General features: G+C 72.8%; 16 protein-coding genes. 2 read left to right on the plus strand and 14 right to left on the minus strand.

Going from position 1 to position 16427, the window contains the following annotated elements:
• Positions 1-179: 179 nt before the first annotated feature.
• The 9 genes from HET64_RS14910 to infC all read right to left on the minus strand — a co-directional run bounded on the left by HET64_RS14910 (position 180) and on the right by infC (position 10224).
• Positions 180-710 (minus strand): NUDIX hydrolase, encoded by a 531-nt coding sequence (locus tag HET64_RS14910; protein WP_215105692.1) that lies wholly within the window; start codon positions 708-710, stop codon positions 180-182.
• A gap of 86 nt (positions 711-796) precedes the next feature.
• The gene (locus HET64_RS14915; RefSeq protein WP_215105694.1) at positions 797-2149 is read right to left on the minus strand and encodes a transcriptional regulator; all 1353 of its coding nucleotides are present in this window, start codon (positions 2147-2149) and stop codon (positions 797-799) included.
• Positions 2150-2570: 421 nt separating this feature from the next.
• On the minus strand, positions 2571-5123 hold the full coding sequence (pheT, locus tag HET64_RS14920) for a phenylalanine--tRNA ligase subunit beta (RefSeq protein ID WP_215105696.1): 2553 nt from the start codon (positions 5121-5123) through the stop codon (positions 2571-2573).
• On the minus strand, positions 5123-6262 hold the full coding sequence (pheS, locus tag HET64_RS14925) for a phenylalanine--tRNA ligase subunit alpha (RefSeq protein WP_215105698.1): 1140 nt from the start codon (positions 6260-6262) through the stop codon (positions 5123-5125). Before pheS ends, pheT begins: the two co-directional genes overlap by 1 nt.
• A gap of 115 nt (positions 6263-6377) precedes the next feature.
• Entirely contained in the window at positions 6378-7556 is a 1179-nt protein-coding gene (locus HET64_RS14930; protein WP_215105700.1) for an ATP-binding protein, read from the minus strand.
• Positions 7557-7728: 172 nt separating this feature from the next.
• Positions 7729-8574 (minus strand): RNA methyltransferase, encoded by an 846-nt coding sequence (locus HET64_RS14935; RefSeq protein WP_215105702.1) that lies wholly within the window; start codon positions 8572-8574, stop codon positions 7729-7731.
• 127 nt (positions 8575-8701) lie between these two features.
• The gene (gene rplT, locus HET64_RS14940; protein WP_007457565.1) at positions 8702-9085 is read right to left on the minus strand and encodes a 50S ribosomal protein L20; all 384 of its coding nucleotides are present in this window, start codon (positions 9083-9085) and stop codon (positions 8702-8704) included.
• Positions 9086-9192: 107 nt separating this feature from the next.
• A complete protein-coding gene (gene rpmI, locus HET64_RS14945) occupies positions 9193-9387 on the minus strand; it encodes a 50S ribosomal protein L35 (RefSeq protein WP_003970213.1) in 195 nt (64 codons plus the stop codon).
• A 120-nt stretch (positions 9388-9507) separates the two neighbouring features.
• Positions 9508-10224 (minus strand): translation initiation factor IF-3, encoded by a 717-nt coding sequence (gene infC, locus HET64_RS14950; RefSeq protein ID WP_215105719.1) that lies wholly within the window; start codon positions 10222-10224, stop codon positions 9508-9510.
• A 368-nt stretch (positions 10225-10592) separates the two neighbouring features.
• Between infC and HET64_RS14955 the strand changes: the two genes are divergently transcribed.
• Positions 10593-10955 (plus strand): DUF1844 domain-containing protein, encoded by a 363-nt coding sequence (locus HET64_RS14955; protein WP_018959482.1) that lies wholly within the window; start codon positions 10593-10595, stop codon positions 10953-10955.
• Positions 10956-11043: 88 nt separating this feature from the next.
• Here HET64_RS14955 and HET64_RS14960 read toward each other — a convergent pair whose 3' ends face one another.
• The 3 genes from HET64_RS14960 to HET64_RS14970 all read right to left on the minus strand — a co-directional run bounded on the left by HET64_RS14960 (position 11044) and on the right by HET64_RS14970 (position 13265).
• Positions 11044-11757: an MIP family channel protein gene (locus HET64_RS14960; RefSeq protein WP_215105707.1), complete on the minus strand. Its 714-nt coding sequence runs from the start codon at positions 11755-11757 to the stop codon at positions 11044-11046.
• A 116-nt stretch (positions 11758-11873) separates the two neighbouring features.
• Positions 11874-12602 carry an SseB family protein gene (locus HET64_RS14965; RefSeq protein ID WP_215105709.1) on the minus strand — a complete coding sequence of 243 codons (729 nt, stop codon included), beginning with the start codon at positions 12600-12602 and terminating at the stop codon, positions 11874-11876.
• Positions 12603-12659: 57 nt separating this feature from the next.
• On the minus strand, positions 12660-13265 hold the full coding sequence (locus HET64_RS14970) for a TetR/AcrR family transcriptional regulator (RefSeq protein WP_215105711.1): 606 nt from the start codon (positions 13263-13265) through the stop codon (positions 12660-12662).
• Positions 13266-13332: 67 nt separating this feature from the next.
• Here HET64_RS14970 and HET64_RS14975 point away from each other — a divergent pair, with 67 nt between their 5' ends.
• Positions 13333-14283, plus strand: coding sequence for a DMT family transporter (locus HET64_RS14975; protein WP_215105713.1), 951 nt, complete (start codon positions 13333-13335; stop codon positions 14281-14283).
• A gap of 30 nt (positions 14284-14313) precedes the next feature.
• Here HET64_RS14975 and mycP read toward each other — a convergent pair whose 3' ends face one another.
• Both mycP and HET64_RS14985 read right to left on the minus strand, forming a co-directional pair.
• Positions 14314-15495, minus strand: coding sequence for a type VII secretion-associated serine protease mycosin (mycP, locus tag HET64_RS14980; protein WP_215105715.1), 1182 nt, complete (start codon positions 15493-15495; stop codon positions 14314-14316).
• On the minus strand, positions 15492-16361 hold the full coding sequence (locus tag HET64_RS14985; protein WP_215105721.1) for a hypothetical protein: 870 nt from the start codon (positions 16359-16361) through the stop codon (positions 15492-15494). The genes mycP and HET64_RS14985 overlap by 4 nt, the downstream gene beginning before the upstream one ends.
• Positions 16362-16427: the final 66 nt, after the last annotated feature.

Raw genomic sequence — 16427 nt, forward strand, 5'->3', positions numbered from 1 at the left:
CGCCGAGGTCAACCGCCCGCAGACCACCCGGCCCGCCCTGGCGGCGACGAAGCGGAGCCCGTGAACGGGTCGGGCTTCCGCCCGTACGCCTGAATGACCCGCGCGAACCGCTGTCAGGAGCCGGTCCCGGTCACCCCGGGCCGGCTCCTCGTGCGTGCGGGCGCTCGGACGCGGCCGGGTCAGCCCAGTCTCAGGTGGTGCAGCATCAGCAGGGCGGCCGCCATGTTCGCGGCGGGCACCTCGCCCCGGGCGATCATGTCCGGGACCACCTTCAGCGGTATCCACTCGCGGCGCGAGGACTCGAAGGCGTCCTGCGGATGCCCGGTCCAGTGCGCCTCGTCGGACCAGTACAGGTGGTGGCGGGCGTCGGTGAGGCCGTTCGACGGTTCCACGGTGAGCAGCGGGCGCAGCTCGCCGGGGCGCCAGCCGGTCTCCTCCTCCATCTCACGGGCCGCCGCCACCGCGATGTCCTCGCCGTCCTCGACGACGCCCGCGGCCAGTTCCCACCCCCAGCTGTCGGTGATGAACCGGTGCCGCCAGAGCAGCAGCACCTCGTTCGCCTCGTTGACGACGGTGGCGGCCGCGACGGGTCGCAGCCGGATGACGAAGTGGTCGAGGTGACTGCCGTCGGGGAGCTGGACGTCCGCCAGATTCACCCGGAACCACGGGTTCTGATACACATTCTGTTCGCTTAAGTTCGTCCACTGCACGGTTCTGCCGCCTTTCGACATGTTGGGGTCAACATGCCAGCAGGCTCGGCTGTCAGGGGGAGCGAACGACGGGGCGTCGGCAGAGCTCACAGAGGCACGCGGAGCGCCTCGTCGATGAGGTCGGTGGTTCCCACTGCGTCGGCGCAGCCGCTCGCGGCCAGCTCGCTCCGGACCTGCCGCAGCCGGTCACGCAGCCGCTGGGACTCCATTCCCCGGGCTCGTGTCGCCATTTCGGCAGCTGTAACGGCAGCACGGTCGGGCTCGCCCTGGAGCAGCTCGATATGACTCAGCATCGCCAGACGGTGCACGCGCCCCCGGTCGTGCGCCGGGGCGCGCACGGCGGAGGCCGCGTGCTCCCGGGCGGCGGGCAGGTCCCCGAGACCGAGCAGCGCCTCCGCCACCTGGACGTCGACGAAACCCGGCTGGACGTACCCGGTCTCGTCCGGCTCCCGGCCGCTGTGGATCCGGCCCGCCTGCGCCTCGGCCCGCCCGATGCAGGCCCGGGCGCTCGCCGCGTCGCCCAGCCGGGCGTACGCCTTGGCCTGCATGGCGTGCAGATCGGCGGCGAGGGCGGGGGTGATGTGACCACCGGCGGCCCGCAGTGCGGCCTCGGCGAAGGCGATGGAGCGGCGGTAGTCGCCGAGGAACAGCGACTGGGTGACCAGCAGCGCGATCACATAGCCACCCAGCCCCCGGTCCCCGCTGGACTTGGCGAGCCGCAGCGCCTGGTGGAAGTAGCGCTGGGCGAGTCCGTGGGCGTCGGAGTCGTAGGCGCAGATGCCCGCCACCGCCACGAGTCCCGCCGTCGCCCGGTGCAGGCTCCGGCCCAGGGTGTCGCTGTAGCCGCCGCGCAGCAGCGGCGCGGCCTCCGCGTTGAGGAACCGGACGATCCGGGACCTGGTCGCGAGGCCGCCCGTCTTGCGGTACATCTGCTCGTAGTGGTCGCGGGCCGACTTGAGCATCGCTATGTCGGCCGCGCTGACCCGGCCCGGGCCCGGCCGCGAGACGTCGGTGTCCTCCGGGGGGTTCTCCCACTCCCAGACCGGCATGACCGCCGGGGTACCGGTGACGGCGGGCACGGTGGTCAGGTGCGGGCGCTGCTGTTCGTCGGAGCGCCACAGGGCGGTGGCCCGCTCGACGAACCCGCAGAGGGAACCGCTCCCGGCGCCGGCGTCCGTCCCGGCGGCAGCGGCCGACGCGCCCATCCCGACGTCGTCGAGCCCGACGGGCCGCCCCAGCCGGCCGGCCAGCACTTCGCAGATCAGGTCGGGCACCTGTCCCCGCGGGCGCTGGCCCTTGAGCCAGCGCGAGACCGCCGTGTGTTCGTACCGCAGGCTCAGCCCGCGGCTCAGGCCCGCCCGGTTGACGTGACCGGCGAGGCCCGCACGGGAGACACCGGCCTCCTCGATCAGGGCTTCGAGCAGGACATTGGGCTCCATCGTCCCCCCAGGTGCGTGTCGCAATGAGCCTAGTGGAGCACGATTCACACGGGGTGTGAACGGAATGCCCGAACCCTCCTGCTGTGCGCTCTGCCGCGCGGGTCCCGGGCTCGGTTGAATGAGCTCCCTCGCAAGAGGCGGCCGGGTCGTCGGCTCCCCCTCGTAACGGCCCACGACCCGCACCCGCGCCGTCCGCGCTGCTGACCTGCCCGACACTCCGAGGCAGCGCGGACGGCGCCCGGACCGCACGGCCCACTGACCGACGACGAAGGAGGGTGGCTGCGGAACGGACACCGGAACCGCGTTCCTCCCGGTTCCGGATCCGGCTCCGGCGTGTGGTCCCACCGTCGCTCGGCGGGATGGAGAAGGGGCGTATCCGGTGGCCGGATACGCCCCTTCTCAACGCCTCGGCGCGTGAGGACTACGCGCCGCGCAGCACCGCGCCCGTGCGCTGGGCGGCCAGGGCCACGGCGCTGTCGCGGGCGGCCGAGGCCTCCTCGACGGTCAGGGTGCGGTCGGCGGCGCGGAAGCGCAGCGCGTAGGCCAGGGACTTGTTGCCCCCGCCGATCTGCTCGCCGGTGAAGACGTCGAACAGCCGCAGCGATTCGAGGAGTTCACCCGCGCCCTCGCGCAGTGCCCGCTCCACGTCGGCGGCCGGGACGTCCCCGGCGACGACGAGCGCGACGTCCTGGGTCGCCACCGGGAAGGTGGAGATCCGGGGCGCCTGGAGCGCTCCGTCGACGGCCTGCTCCAGGACGTCCAGCTCGACCTCGGCGGCGCAGGTCCGCTCGGGCAGGTGGAGCGCCTTGATCACGCGCGGGTGCAGTTCGCCCGCGTGTCCGAAGAGGGTCTCCTCGCCGTTCACGGTGACGTACAGCGCGGCACAGCGGCCCGGGTGCCACGGAGCGTGCTGGTCGGCGCGGACGATGACCTCCGCACCGGCCTCCGCGGCGATCGAACGAGCGGCCTCGACGGCGTCCGCCCAGGTCGCCGGGGTGCCCTTGCCCCACCAGCCGGCCTGCTCGTGGGCGCCCGCGAGGACGACGGCGGCGCGGTGCGGCTGACGCGGCAGGGCCGCGTCCAGACCGGCGATCTCCTCGTCGGTGGGACGGCGGTCGACGGGCAGCCGGACGGCCTGCTTCTCCTCGCCGGTCGATGAGGCATCCCCTGCCCGAACGGAGTTGAGAGCTTGGGGAAGGAAGACCAGGCCCGTCTCGAAGAGCGCCAGGTCGTGGCTGCCCCGGCCGTCGTTGCGCCGCAGGGCGCCGAGGAGACCCGGCAGCAGCGTGGTGCGCAGCGCCGGCTCCTCGTCGGAGATCGGGTTGACGAGCTCGACCGTGCGGCGGCGGGCGTCGTCCGCCTCCAGACCGAGCTGGTCCAGGACCGCGTCGCCGATGAACGGGTAGCTCAGCGCCTCGACGTAACCGGCTCCGGCGAGCACCCTGCCGATGCGGCGGCGCAGCCGCTGGCGGTCGGTGAGACCACGCCCGGAGGGGGGCGTGGGCAGGGTGGAGGGGAGGTTCTCGTAGCCCTCCAGCCGGATGACCTCTTCGGCGAGGTCGTTCGGCTCGTTCAGGTCGGGCCGCCAGGACGGGACGGTGACGATCAGCTCGTCCTGCCCGTAGACGTCGCAGCCGACCTGCTGGAGGCGGCGGACGACGGTCTCGCGTCCGTACTCCACACCGGCCACCCTGTCCGGGTGGTTCGCCGGCATCGCGATGGTGCGCGGCGCGGACGGGGCGGTGATCTCGGTGACCCCGGCCTCGGCGGTACCGCCCGCGAGGAGGACCAGCAGGTCCACCGTGCGCTGGGCGGCAGCGGCGGCGGCCTGCGGGTCCACGCCGCGCTCGAAGCGCTTGGACGCCTCGGAGGACAGCTTGTGGCGGCGCGCGGTGCGGGCGATCGAGATCGCGTCGAAGTGCGCGGCCTCGATGACGACCTCGGTGGTGAGGGCGTGCTCGCCGTCCGCGTCGGCGATCTCGGTGTTGGCCCCGCCCATGACGCCCGCGAGGCCGATCGGCCCGCGGTCGTCGGTGATGACGAGGTCCTCGGCGTCCAGCACGCGCACGGTGCCGTCCAGCGTGGTGAGCTTCTCGCCCTGCGCTGCGCGGCGCACGCCGATCGGCCCCTCGACCCGGGTGCGGTCGTAGGCGTGCAGGGGCTGACCGAGCTCCAGCATCACGTAGTTGGTGATGTCGACGGCCAGCGAGATCGACCGCATCCCGGCCTTCTGGAGGCGGCGGCGCATCCAGATCGGGGAGCGGGCCTCGGGCTGGAGACCGGTGACGGTGCGCGCGGTGAAGCGGTCGCAGCCGATCGGGTCCGAGATCTTGACGGGGTAGCCGTACGCGTTCGGCGCGGGCACGTCCAGCAGCGCCGGGTCGCGCAGCGGCAGCCCGTACGCGATGGCCGTCTCCCGGGCGACACCGCGCATCGAGAGGCAGTATCCGCGGTCCGGGGTGACGGCGATGTCGAGGACCTCGTCGACGAGCTGGAGCAGCTCGATCGCGTCGGTGCCGACCTCGTGCTCCGGCGGCAGCACGATGATGCCGTGCGTTCCGTCGTCGCCCATGCCGAGCTCGTCGGTGGAGCAGATCATGCCGTGCGAGGTCTTGCCGTACGTCTTGCGGGCGGCGATCGCGAAGTCACCGGGCAGGACCGCGCCCGGGAGGACCACGACGACCTTGTCGCCGACCGAGAAGTTACGGGCGCCGCACACGATCTCCTGCGGTTCGCCGGTGCCGTTGGCCGTGCCGACGTCGACCGTGCAGAAGCGGATGGGCTTCTTGAAGCCCTCCAGCTCCTCGATGGTCAGGACCTTGCCGACGACCAGGGGGCCCTTGAGGCCCGCACCGATCTGCTCGACGGTCTCGACCTCCAGGCCGACGGAGACGAGCTTGGCCTGTACGTCACGGCCGGTCTCCGTCGCCGGCAGGTCGACGTACTCCCGCAGCCAGGAAAGCGGGACGCGCATCAGATCTCCATCCCGAACGGCCGGGTGAACCGGACGTCACCCTCGACCATGTCTCGCATGTCTTCGACGTTGTGGCGGAACATCAGCATCCGTTCGATGCCGAACCCGAAAGCGAATCCGCTGTACTTCTGGGGGTCGACGCCGCAGGCGACGAGCACCTTGGGGTTGACCATGCCGCAGCCGCCGAGCTCGATCCAGCCCTCGCTGCCGCAGGTGCGGCAGGGGCGGTCGGGGTTGCCGACGGACTCGCCGCGGCAGACGTAGCAGACCATGTCCATCTCGGCGGACGGCTCGGTGAACGGGAAGAAGTTCGGCCGCAGCCGGGTCTTCATGTCCGGTCCGAAGAGCGCCTGGACCATGTGGTCGAGGGTGCCCTTGAGGTCGGCCATGGTGAGGCCCTCGTCGACGGCGAGCAGCTCGATCTGGTGGAAGACCGGGGTGTGCGTGGCGTCGAGCTCGTCGGTGCGGTAGACCCGGCCGGGGCAGACCACGTAGACGGGGGGCTTGCGCTCCAGGAGCGAGCGGGCCTGGACCGGGGAGGTGTGCGTACGCAGCACGACGCCGGACTCGTCGCCCTCGGTCGCCTTCCCGTCGGGCGTGGTGCCCCGGACGAAGAAGGTGTCCTGCATCTGGCGGGCCGGGTGGTCGGGCACGAAGTTCAGGGCGTCGAAGTTGAACCACTCCGCCTCGACCTCGGGGCCCTCGGCGATCTCGTAGCCCATGGCCACGAAGACGTCCGCGACGCGCTCCATGATGGTCGTCAGGGGGTGGCGGGCGCCGGCCGGGACGCGGTCGTAGGGCAGCGTGACGTCCACGGCCTCCTCGACGAGCACCCGGGCGTCCCGCTCTGCCTCCAGCTCCGCCTGGCGGGCGGCGAGCGCCTTGGAGACGGCTCCGCGGGCCTGGCCCACGCGCTTGCCCGCCTCGGCCTTGGCCTGCGGGGGCAGGGCGCCGATCTCGCGGTTGGCGAGGGACAGCGGCGAGGTACCTCCGGTGTGCGCGGTCTTCGCCTGGGCGAGCGCGTCGAGGTCGCCGGCGGCGGCGAAGGCGGCGAACGCCTCGTCCCGCAGGCGCTCGATCTCTTCCGGTTTCAGTGCCTCGACCTCGACTGGGTCGTACGACTTGTTCGGTGCCGACATCTCTTCCCGTGCTTCCGATTGGCTGGTGGCGCGACCCGGCTCGAGACCGCTGGACGCAAAGGTGCCAAAGGTCGAGTCTAAAGGCCGCAGGACGGTCGGGGCGCCCGCGGGCCGCTCACACCAGGTAGGCGGGCATGCTCACGGGCAGAATAAATCGGAACTCGGCTCCGCCGCCGGGTCCCCGGTCGACGGTGATGGTGCCGCCGTGGGCCTCGACGATGCCCTTGACGATGTAGAGGCCCAGGCCCGTGCCGCCGCGCTTGCTCCCCCGCCAGAAGCGGGTGAAGACACGGCCCATCGACTCCTCGGGGATGCCGGGGCCTTCGTCGCTCACGGTGACAGCCGTTCCCGTCTCGTCGTCCGTCCCCGGCGTGGGTGCCGGGGCGATCTCAATGGTGACGGTTCCCTCGCCGTGGCGCACCGCGTTTTCCAGGAGGTTGCCGAGGACCTGGTCGACCTTGTCGGGATCGGCCCACAGGGCGGGCAGGGGCCCCCGGGCCCGGACCCGGAAGCGGTCGGGTGCCTGGCCGCCCGTGATGAGCGCCTGGATGTGCCGGGCCACGGCGGCGGAGACGTCGACGGGCTGGCGGCGCAGCTCCAGCCGGCCGGAGTCGATGCGGGAGATGTCGAGCAGCTCGGCGATGAGCCGGGTGACCCGGCCGGCGTCCGCGTCGACGGTCTCCAGCATCAGCCGCTTCTGGTCGTCGGTGAAACGTTCCCACTTGGCGAGCAGCGTGGCGGTGAACCCCTTGACGGAGGTCAGCGGGGAACGCAGTTCGTGGGCGACGGTGGCGATCAGCTCGGCGTGGCTGCGTTCGGTACGCCGGCGGGCCTCGGTGCCCCGCAGCGAGACCACGACCCGGCGCACCGGGCCGAGCGGGTGCTCGCGTACGTAACGGGCGGAGACCAGCACCTCACGGCCGCCGGGCAGCAGCAGGTTGCGCTCGGGCTGGGCCTTGCGGGTGGCGAGACCGCCGTACGGGTCGGTCAGCTCCCACCAGCGCTTCCCCTTGAGGTCCTCCAGGGGGAGGGCGACGTCCAGGGGGCGTCCGATGGCGTCGGCGCGGGGGGTGGCGGTGATGCGGGCGGCGGCGGCGTTGAAGCAGACGATGCGCCCGCTCTCGTCGGCGACGACGAGACCGTCGGGAAGGTCGTCCGGGTCGATGCCGGGGGCGTCCTGGCCGAGGTCGGCGCCGAGGCCGTCCGGACCGGCCGCCGACCCGTCCGGCTCCTCTTCCGCAGCGCGTGCCGCGGTGGTGTGCGCCGGTCGCGGCGAGCTCATGCCGACAGCCATCTTCCCGTATCCCCACCTCTCGAACCGGTGCAGTGGGCCCCCGAGTTCGTCACCCTACTAGGCGGTGGTGAACCGGCGACACCCTGTGGGGGCGCGGAGAGGAGTGCGCCGGTGGGAGGGGCGCGGGAATGGCTGGGATCGTGTGCTGACGGGCCGTCGGAGCGGCGCCGCGTTACGCGTCGGCGGCGCGCCGGGGGCGCTGCGCGCGGGCGGAGGCGTACAGGCAGACGGCGGCGGCGGTGGCGAGGTTGAGGCTCTCCGCCCTGCCGTGGATGGGGACGCGGACGACGGCGTCGGCGAGCGCGCGGGTCTCCTCGGGGAGCCCCCAGGCCTCGTTGCCGAAGACCCAGGCGGTGGGGGTGTCCATGGTGCCCGCGTCCAGCTCGTCGTCCAGGTCGGCGGCCCCGGCCCCGTCGGCGGCGAGGATGCGCACCCCGGCGTCCCGGAGGCCCCGCACGGCCTGTTCGACGGGGACGCCGACGGCGACGGGCAGGTGGTACAGCGAACCGACCGAGGCCCTTACGGACTTGGGGTTGTAGAGGTCGACCGAGGCGTCGGTCAGGATCACCGCGTCCGCGCCGGCCGCGTCCGCGCAGCGCAGTACCGTCCCGGCGTTCCCGGGGTCCCGCACGTTGGCCAGAACGGCCACCAGGGTGGGCTTCGCGGCGAGGATCTCCTGGAACGGGGTGTCCAGGAAGCGGCAGACGCCGATGAGGCCCTGCGGGGTGACGGTCTGCGAGACGTCGGCGAGGACGTCGTCGTCGGCCAGGTGCACCCGGGCGCCCGCGGTGTGGGCGGCCTCGACGATGTCGGCGTACCGGTCGGCGGCCTCGGGCGTGGCGAACAGCTCGATGAGGGTCGGCTCGCCGTCGCCGCCCCGGTGGGCGGCGGCCTCGCGTACGGCTTGGGGCCCCTCGGCGATGAACCTGCGCTCCTTGCCGCGGAAGTTGCGGCGGGCCAGCCGGCGGGCGGCGGCGACACGGGGGGAACGCGGGGAGATCAGTTCGGGGGTGCCCATGGTCGGCGGCGAGCCTCTCTGCGTACGGCTGTGGCGGTGTGGAGTGTCTGCGGGGTCCAACGCACCGGACCCGCAGGCGGCGTGCGCCTGCGGGTCCGGTTCGCTTACCTGGAAGGGGGTGCCTGGATCAGGCGGCCTTCGGGGCGTTGACGTCGCTCGGGAGGGCCTTCTGAGCGACCTCGACGAGGGCGGCGAACGCGTTGGCGTCGTTGACCGCGAGCTCGGCCAGGATCTTGCGGTCCACCTCGATGTTGGCGGCCTTCAGACCCTGGATGAGGCGGTTGTACGTCATGCCGTTCTGGCGGGCAGCGGCGTTGATGCGCTGGATCCACAGCTGACGGAAGTCGCCCTTGCGCTTCTTGCGGTCGTTGTAGTTGTAGACCAGGGAGTGGGTGACCTGCTCCTTGGCCTTGCGGTACAGGCGCGAACGCTGCCCGCGGTAGCCCTTGGCCGCCTCGAGAATTGCCCGGCGCTTCTTGTGGGCGTTGACTGCCCGCTTGACGCGTGCCACTTGTTAACTCCTTGTAGCGGGGCCGTGGGTGTCTTCACACGGCCCGGAAACGAATTGGTCCCGGTGTGATCGAGGTCGTGCCTCCGGGGCGAGCCGGAGGCCGAGCCTCACTTGCCGAGAAGCTTCTTGATCTTCTTGGCGTCGGCCGGAGCCACGACGACCGTGCCGGTCAGCGAGCGGGTCTTCTTGGACGACTTGTGCTCGAGCAGGTGGCGCTTGCCGGCCCTCTCGCGGAGCACCTTGCCGGAGCCGGTGATCTTGAAGCGCTTGCTGGCACCGCTGTGCGTCTTGTTCTTCGGCATCGCGCCGTTCTCTCCTCGTCAGTGGCGCCCCTCACGGTGCGGGGCACCGGACTGCAGGGGCGTCAGATCTCTATGGGATTCCGGGGGGACCCGGGGCCGCCTGGATGGCAGCCCCTGAGGTCACGCCTCGGAAGGTGTCTCGGCCGGAGCCTCGACCGCTTCGGCCGGAGCCTCGGCGGTGTCGCCCTCGGCCGGCGCGTCGGTCGTGCCCTGACGCTCGGCCTTGCGGGCGGCCTGGGCCTCACGGGCCTCGGCCATGGCTTCGGTCTTCTTCTTGTGCGGGCCCAGAACCATGATCATGTTCCGGCCGTCCTGCTTCGGGTTGGACTCGATGAAGCCCAGGTCCTCCACGTCCGAAGCGAGACGCTGGAGCAGTCGGAAGCCCAGCTCGGGGCGGGACTGCTCACGACCACGGAACATGATCGTGATCTTGACCTTGTCGCCCTGCTTGAGGAACCGGACGACGTGACCCTTCTTGGTGTCATAGTCGTGCGGGTCGATCTTCGGCCGGAGCTTCATCTCCTTGATGACCGTGTGCGCCTGGTTCTTGCGCGCCTCACGGGCCTTCATGGCCGACTCGTACTTGAACTTCCCGTAGTCCATGAGCTTGCACACGGGCGGACGGGCTGTCGCCGCCACCTCGACCAGGTCGAGGTCATACTCCTGTGCGAGTTCCAGGGCCTTGGCAAGCGGAACAATCCCGACCTGCTCGCCGCTGGGACCGACAAGTCGGACCTCGGGAACGCGAATCCGGTCGTTGATGCGGGGCTCGGCGCTGATGGATCCTCCTCGGTAGCACCACGCGACCGCCTGGCGGACAGCCGCGTAACGTCTTATAACGTCAAGACCAACCGAGCCGGAAGCGCAAAAATGCCCCGGACGGGACACAGGCGGGGCTCCAGGAACTACCGGAGCACCGCCGCGTTCAACCGCGGGGCGCATCGGACGGCTCCATCGTCCGTACGGAACGATGGGGACCGTCTGACCGGTGACCCGCCGTCCGGTGAGGACAGCCAGGTGGGAGATCGGAGCCTCCACTTGTGGGCCGGGCACATAGATGTCCGGCCGGTCGTTACACAAGGTTAGCAGCCCGGTCCCGGGGGCGCTAATCCTGCGTCTCCCCCGCCGTCGTCCCCCTGTCCGCCCCGGCGGCCGAAGCGGCTCCCGCGCGCGGGAGGGCGGTGGCCCGGCCTTATCGTGTGGGCATGAGTGACGCGACCCCCAGCAGTGAGAACCCCGGCTTCGACGACATGGCCCGCGACATCGCGGAGGTCCCCGCGGTCGAGGTGATCGTGACGGTCGCCGTCAACCTGATGAGCGCAGCCGCGGTGAAGCTCGGCCTCACCGAGGAGGGCGAGGAGCACAAGGACCTCGACGAGGCCCGCAAGCTGGTCCAGGCGCTGGCCGGGCTGCTGGACGCGAGCGCCACGGAGATCAGCACCTTCCACGCCTCCCCGCTGCGCGACGGCCTGAAGTCCCTCCAGCTCGCCTTCCGCGAGGCCTCGCTGGTGCCGGACGAGCCGGGCCACGGCCCCGGCGAGAAGTACACCGGTCCCGTCTACGGCTAGCCGCCACCCCTTCCCCGTACGCCAGGAAGCCCGCCGTCCCCCCGTGGGGCGGCGGGCTTCCGCGTGGGGTGCGGGCCGGGGAGGTACGTCAGATGGCGTCCTCGGTCTCCGCGGGCAGGACGTTGGGGTAGGGGTGGGTGAGCCGGTGGGCGTAGGCGGCGATCGCTCCGCCGACCAGGGGCGCGACGATGAACAGCCAGAGCTGGGAGAGGGCCGCGCCGCCCGCGAAGAGCGCCGGGCCGAAGCTGCGCGCCGGGTTGACCGACGTACCGGTCAGCGGGATGCCCACCAGGTGGATCGCGGCGAGCGCCAGGCCGATGGGCAGCCCGTCGAAGCCGGTGACGGCCACCTTGTGGGTCACCGCGAGGACCACGTAGACGAGCAGGAACGTCAGGACCACCTCGGCGAGGAACGCGCCGCCGATGTTGATGCCGACGGCCGACCGGTCGTCGTAGCCGTTGGTGCCGAACTCGCCGCTCGTCTCCAGGCCCGGGATCTGCTTCGCCAGCAGGAACAGCAGGGCCGCGCCGACGACGGCGCCGAGGAACTGGGCCACCCAGCGCTCGACGGCCGTACGGATGTCGATCCGGCCCGCCACGTACATGCCCAGCGTCACCGCGGGATTGACATGGCAGCCGGAGATCGGGCCGAGCGCGTAGGCCAGCGCGAGGAGGGTGAAGCCGAAGGTGAGGGCGATGCCCACCGTGCCGAGGTATTCGACGGCGACCACCGCGGACCCCACGGCGAAGAACACCAGCAGCAGGGTGCCGAGGAACTCTGACGCCACGATCCGCTTCTGCATGGAACCACCTCGCGAGCTTGATCGGCTGGTCGGATTTCTCCGATTTCCCGACAATTCTTACGGCGGTGGGCCCTTGGCGCGCGTCGACCGGGTTCGTCCCGGTCCGGCTCGATGCGTCAGCGGGCGAAGAGGGGCTCCCCCGGTGTGGGCGTCCCCGCGGGGAGAACGGCCAGGTCCAGGCCGCTGACCAGCCGGGCCCGCAGCACCTCGCTGGCCGACAGCGCCTGCGCGACGCGGCGGGCCGCCTCGGCGGGCACGGCGTCCGGGGCGAGGACGAGCGCGAGGGTGCCGTCCGCGCTGCCGGGGCCGAGGTGGGCGCGGACCACGGCCGGGTCGGCTGCCACGGTCTCCCTTACGGCCGCGATGACGGCGGGATCCTGGAGCGGGTCGGTGCTGGTGCGGTTCTCGGCGAGGGCCAGGAGTACCTGCCCGCTCAGCTCGAAGGCGACGGGCCCGGCGAGGTCCAGCACGACGGTGTCGGCCTTCTCGTGCGCGGCGGCCTGGAGCGCCTGGTGCAGCGGTACGGCCACGGGGCGCGCCTCGGGGTCCCAGAGCGCCAGTGACGCGGTCGAGGTGAAGGCGGGGAGCGCGCGCCGGTCGCCGGCCCGGAGGGTGGGAACGGCCATGTCGCTGGTCTTCTCGCGGCGGAGCCCCTTCTCGTCCTCCTCGACCTCGCCCAGGACGGCGACGACGGGCACCAGGAGCCGGGCGTCACGCAGCGCCGCGAGGACCGGGCCGACGGCACTCCGGTCGCGGGACCAGGCGTCCAGGGCGCCGGTCAGCGCGGGGGACGCCGAACCGTCGTCGTCGGAGAAACCGGGGTCAGGGATGTTCTTGAGCTCCACGGGACGAGGGTAGTGCCTGGGGTCCGGCCGCCTGCCCGCAGGTGGGGCGGGCGGACCTCAGCGCCCGGCCGCCCCGGCCAGCAGGGCGGCCGCCTCCTCGCGGGCGTGGGCGACGGGGTCCGGGAAGACCTTCAGGCCGTGGGCGACCAGGGCCCCTTCGTGCAGCAGCATGAGCGTCCGGCCCAGCCGGTCGGCGGCGTCGGGGCCGAGGCCCTCGACGCCCCGGGTGAGCCGGGTGAACAGGTCGAGCATCCACTGCTTCTGGCCGGTGATGACCCCGTGCGCCGGGTGGGACGGGTCGCTGATCTCCGCGTGGGCGTTGACCATGCTGCAGCCCTTGGAGCCGTTGTCCGCCATCCAGGCGCGCGAGGCGTCGAAGACGGCGAGGATCCGGGCGCGCGGCGCGGGCGGCGCGGCGTCGAGGCGCCCGGCGAGGAAGGCGCGCCAGCGTTCGTCGCGGTCGGCGAGGTACTCCACGACGATCTGCTCCTTGGAGCCGAAGCGGTCGTAGAGGGTCTTCTTGGTCACCCCGGCCTCGGCGGCGATCAGATCCACCCCGACGGCGTGGATGCCCCGGTCGTAGAAAAGCCGCTCGGCGGCCGCCAGGGCCCGTCGCGCGGCAGGCGTCATGGTGATCCGTCGCGGTTCCCCGGAAGTACCCATGGCGACGAGTATACCGATCTGTATAGTCGAGAGGGCAGGTATACCGATCTGTATAGCGAGGTGCGTCATGAACGTCCTGCTCCCGGTCGCCTTCGTGCTGTGCTGGAGTTCCGGGTTCATCGGGGCCAAGCTCGGCGCCGGCAGCGCGTCCGCCCTCACGATCCTGATGTGGCGGTTCCTGCCGCTGACGGTCGTCCTGGCCCTGGTCGCGGTGACCGTCGCGCGCGCCTCCTGGCGGGGCCTGGGCGTACGGGACGTGGTCCGGCAGTCCGTGATCGGCGCGTTGTCGCAGAGCGGCTATCTGCTGACCGTCTACTACGCGATCCAGCTCGGGGTCTCCACGGGCACCACGGCCCTGATCGACGGGGTCCAGCCCCTGGTGGCGGGGGCGCTGGCCGGACCGTTGCTGCGGAGTTACGTGACCGCCCGGCAGTGGCTCGGTCTGTGCCTGGGGGTGGCCGGGGTCGTCGTCGTCACGACGGCCGACGCCTCGGCCGCCGCCGGGGTGGCCGGGTGGGCCTACGCCCTGCCGTTCGTCGGCATGCTGTCGCTGGTGGCGGCCACCTTCCTGGAGAGCCGTTCCGCCAACCGGGTGGCCCCTTCGGTGTCACTGACCGTCCACTGCGCCGCCAGCACCGTGATCTTCACCGCGCTCGCCGTCGGCACGGGGACCGCGCTGCCGCCCGCCGAGCTCGCGTTCTGGGGCGCGGTCGGCTGGCTGGTGGTGCTGTCCACCTTCGGCGGGTACGGGCTGTACTGGCTGATCCTGCGGCGCTCTGGCGTCACGGCGGTCAACACGCTCATGTTCCTGATGGCCCCGGTCACGGCGGTGTGGGGAGCCCTGATGTTCGGGGAGCCGTTCGGCCCCCGGACCGTGCTCGGCCTGGCGCTGGGGCTGGTGGCGGTGGTCGTGGTGCACCGCGGGGCCGCCCCGCGCGGCGACGGGCACACCGGTGATCAGGCCCGGGATCAGGCCGCGCACGACCGGTCGGACGCGGTGTCCGGGGCGAATCGGTGAAGCGGCACGGGCCGGTCCGGCGCGGTGCGCTCAGCGGCGGCCGGGGGCGTTCCGGCCGCGCCACAGGACGACGGCCGCGGCCAGCAGCGCCGCGCCGAGGCCGCCGGCGAGCGGGGCGGCCCAGTTGGCCGTCGCGCCGGCGGTACGGGCCGGGGCCGGGCCGTCGCCGAAGTACCGCCCCCGGTGTCCCGCCGGGGCGGCCTTGGCGTCCAGGTCGGCCGGACGCAGCCGGGAGCCCGCCTCGATCGCCTCCGCCGGGTCGACGATCCCGTAGCCGCGGGCGTCGTCGCGGCCCTGGGCGGGGGCGTCGCGGGCGGTGTCGGCCAGCAGCTTCTTGATCTGGGCCGGGTCCAGGCCGGGGTGGGCGGCCCGGACCAGGGCGACCGCGCCGGAGACGAACGCGGCGGCGGCCGATGTGCCCCACTCGATGTAGTAGTGCCCGTCCGGGTTGGCGACCACGATGTCGACGCCGGGGGCGCTGACGGTGGCGTACCAGCGGCGGGTGGAGAACGAGGCGTGGGTGCCGTACTCGTCGACGGCGGCGACCGCGATCACTCCGGGGTAGGCGGCGGGGTAGGAGATCCGGTCCCCCTTCTCGCCGCCGTTGCCCGCCGAGGCGACCACGGGGACGCCCTTGGAGAGGGCGTACTGGATGGCCGCGTCCTCGCCGGGGTCGGGGTGGGCGGACTTGCTGTCGTCGCCCAGGGAGAGGTTGATGACGTCGGCGCCGTTGTCGGCGGCCCAGCGGATGCCCTCGGCGAGCGCGGCGCCGCGGGACTTGCGGGCCTTGGCGCGGTCCGGGTCCTTGGATTCCAGGATGACGCGGACCGGCATGATCCTGGCCTCGGGCGCGATGCCGAGGATGCCGTCGGAGCGCCCGGGACCGCTGCCGCGCCCGGCGATGATGCCGGCCATCGCGGTGCCGTGCAGGGCCCAGGAGGAGTCACCGCGGGCGGCGCCGAAGCCGACGAGGTCCTTGCCGGGGAGCACCTGGCCCGTCAGGTCGGGGTGGGCGTCGTCGACCCCGGTGTCCAGGACGGCGACGGTGACGCCCTGGCCCCGGGTGGTCTCCCAGGCCCGGTCGGTGTGCAGGGCGTCCAGGGCCCACTGCTGGTCCCGGATGGCGTCCGCCCGGGCGGGCGCGGCGGGGGTGAGCACGAGGACGGCGGCGGCGCAGACCGCGGCGAGGACGCGGTGGGGTCGTCGGGTCATCCGGGCTGCTCCGTGAGTTCGGCGACATGCGTGCGCAGCCCGCGCTCCACCCGGTCCGCGATGCCCTTCGCCTCGTGGCCGAGCCCGGCCTGGGCGATGTCCGTCGTGGCACCCGGGGCCATGGCGGCGGGCGCGGGCTGCGGGTCGGCGACGGTGCGGCCGTCCGCGAAGCCGGAGACGGCGAGGACGACGACCGGGATCTCGGTGAGCGGGTCGACCGTCCAGCTGGCGCGCTGCCCGTCGCCGAAGGAGGCCGCCGACGTGCCGTCGGGAGCGTACGTACGGGGCATGAGGTCCTTGCGCGCGCCGAGCTTCTGCTCGGTGAACCGGGTGTGCAGGGCCCGCATGCCCGGGGCGTCGGCCTCGGTGAAGACCAGGCCGACGGTGGTGAAGGCGGAGCGGGTGGCGTCGGTGTAGGTGGCGCGCACCAGCCGTTCGCAGCCCACGGCGCGGAGCGTGGTCAGGAGCAGGGGGTCGAGCCCGTCCTCGCACGTGCTGTCGGCGGCGACGGCGATCCGCGTCCAGGTGCGGTGGGTGCCGCCGGGGCCCGCGCCCTTGCCCTGGAGGGCGCGCGGGAACAGCGTGTCGACGGGGACGCTGTGCCAGGCGCCGCGTGCGGCGGTGTAGGGGTTCCCGGTGGTCTCGGCCGAGGAGTCGCCGGTCAGCCAGGCCCCGGTGACCGCCCCGCCGATCAGCCCGAGGCCGAGCACCACGCAGGCGGCGGCCGCCGCGGTACGCCACCGCTGCCGGGGGCGGACCGGCCGCAGCCGGGTGGTGGTCTCGGCAGGTGTCTCCGGGTAGCCGTAACGGACCGGCGTCCGGTAGCCGCCGGGGGGCGGCGGAACGGCTCCCGGCGCGGGCGTCAGATCGACGGCCCCGACGGGCCTGCGCCGGGTGACGGGAGGCGGGCCGAAGGGCGGACCGGGAGGCGT

This window comes from Streptomyces sp. McG3 (genome assembly GCF_018619185.1).
Taxonomy (GTDB): domain Bacteria; phylum Actinomycetota; class Actinomycetes; order Streptomycetales; family Streptomycetaceae; genus Streptomyces.